The following is a 1,886-nucleotide window of genomic DNA, read 5'->3' as shown; positions in this document are numbered from 1 at the left end:
ACCCCGCCCCGCTCCCCCGCAGCGCCTTCCGCAGCAGCGCCCAGAAGTGGAAGGAGAGCCCGAGCGCGAACGTACTCGGGTAGGAGATCGTCAGGGCGAGCGAGTTGAGGCCGGGGAAGCCGCTCCAGTTGAACAGCGTCGGGCCCCAGAGCAGGACCAGACACAGCAGCGCCAGGGGCGGCGCGGCCCGCCTCGCGCTGAGGGTGCGGACGAAGTGGACGACCCCCGTCGCCAGCAGGCCGAGACCCACCAGCGCGGCCACCCGCAGCACCACGAACGTGCCGAGCCCGGTCACCTTCGCGAGGGAGCCGAGCAGCAGCATCCACGGGGAGTAGTACGGGCTCGGGGTGTCCGCGTCGACCAGCGGGTTGCCCGGGTCGGCGAGATGGTGGCGCAGGCGTTCGATCGTTGCCGCGTGGATGCCGAGGTCGCCCGCCCAGGGCAGGCGGACGATCACGAGGAGGAGCAGGACGAGGACGAGGGCCGCCGCCACCCAGGCGGCCCGTCGTATGGCCGAGCTAGTGGCGACGCGCATCGTGCTGGAAGACCCACGTCCGATAGACCAGGAAGCGGAACGCCGAGGCAAGGACGATCGACAGCGCCTTGGCGATGTTCGAGCCGAGCGGGCCGCTCATGCCCGCGCCGTGGTACGCCCCGTAGAACAACAGGCTCTCCATCGCCACGCCGATCCCGCTGAAGGCGAAGAAGAGCGCGATCTGCCGCTTCGTACGGGAGGCGCGGTCGCGGTACGCGAAGAAGCGGAAGCCCAGGTAGTTCGTGCCCATCGCGACACAGCTGGCCAGCACGGTCGCCGTCATCGGACCCGAGGACATCCCGTGCAGCAGGAGGTTGAAGACGACGAGGTTCACGGCCACGCCGCTGCCGCCGACGACGCCGAACTTCACGATCTCCAGGAACAGCCTGCGCAGCCGGGCGAGGGTGAGTCGGCCCCCGGGCGGCGCGGGTGCGGCGGGAGGAGCGGATGGCGCAGCGGTCGGAGCGGCCGACGGCGCCTCGTGCAGGGTGGGCGTACTCATCCACGCACCGCCGCACCAGGCCCACGCCCATGCCCACGCCCCCGCGCTCTCGCGTCCAGCCGCAGCTTCCACGGCATGACGACGGACTCCAGCTGCACCATCAGGTTCATCTTCGACTCGCCGACCGTGCGGTCCTCGAAGTGGATCGGCACCTCCATGACGCCGAAGCCGCGGCGCAGCGCGCGGTACTTCATCTCGACCTGGAAGCTGTAGCCCGCGCTGTCCACCGACGCCAGGTCGATCGCGCGCAGCGCGTCGGCGCGCCACAGGTTGAAGCCGCCGGTGATGTCGCGGACGCGGGTGCCGAGGATGGTGCCCGCGTAGGCGTTGGCCCAGCGGGAGAGCAGTTTGCGGTGGGCGCCCCACGCGTCGGAGAGCGTGCCGCCCTGGACGTACCGGCTGCCGATGACGACGCCCGCGTCCGTGGCGAGGGCGACGCCGAGCAGCTCGGCGGCCTTCTCCACGGGGTGGCTGCCGTCGGCGTCCATCTGCAGGACGTAGTGCGCGCCCTCGGCGACGGCCTGCGCCATGCCCGCCGCGTAGGCCCGGCCGAGGCCGTCCTTCTCGGTGCGGTGCAGGACGCTCATGCGGGCGCTGCCGTACCGCTCGGCGAAGCGTTCGGCGATCTGTCCGGTGCCGTCGGGGCTGGAGTCGTCGACGACGAAGAGCCGCAGGCCGGGCAGGGGGAGCGCCATGAGGGCCTCGGCCATGCCGGGCAGGTTGCCCGCTTCGTTGTACGTGGGCATGACGACGGTCAGCGGGGTCGCGGCCCACGCCTCGGGCAGCCGGGCGGCGAGACTCTCGGCGGGGTCCGGAGAGGTCGGGGCCTGGGAGGTGGGGGCCTGGGAC

Annotated in this window: 2 protein-coding genes and 1 pseudogene; all 3 read right to left on the bottom strand. The window is 72.1% G+C overall.

The genetic code is table 11. The annotated features are described in order from the left end of the window. Positions 1–535, bottom strand: a pseudogene (locus AOK03_RS40040) (hypothetical protein); the annotation flags it as partial. Beyond that, positions 519–1,037 (bottom strand): GtrA family protein, encoded by a 519-nt coding sequence (locus AOK03_RS40035; protein WP_079075269.1) that lies wholly within the window; start codon positions 1,035–1,037, stop codon positions 519–521. The pseudogene AOK03_RS40040 and the gene AOK03_RS40035, both read right to left, overlap by 17 nt. Continuing rightward, positions 1,034–1,783 (bottom strand): polyprenol monophosphomannose synthase, encoded by a 750-nt coding sequence (locus tag AOK03_RS40030; RefSeq protein ID WP_055570220.1) that lies wholly within the window; start codon positions 1,781–1,783, stop codon positions 1,034–1,036. The genes AOK03_RS40035 and AOK03_RS40030 overlap by 4 nt, the downstream gene beginning before the upstream one ends. Positions 1,784–1,886: the final 103 nt, after the last annotated feature.

It is taken from the genome of Streptomyces atriruber, assembly GCF_001418325.1.
Lineage (GTDB): Bacteria > Actinomycetota > Actinomycetes > Streptomycetales > Streptomycetaceae > Streptomyces > Streptomyces atriruber.
Note: the sequence above shows the minus strand (reverse complement) of the source record. Positions and strands in the feature narration are given on the sequence as shown.

Coding starts and splice junctions, on each gene's coding strand:
- AOK03_RS40035 (WP_079075269.1), bottom strand. CDS start 1,037: ATGAGTACGCCCACCCTGCACGAGGCGCCGTCGGCCGCTCCGACCGCT.
- AOK03_RS40030 (WP_055570220.1), bottom strand. CDS start 1,783: ATGCCCACGTACAACGAAGCGGGCAACCTGCCCGGCATGGCCGAGGCC.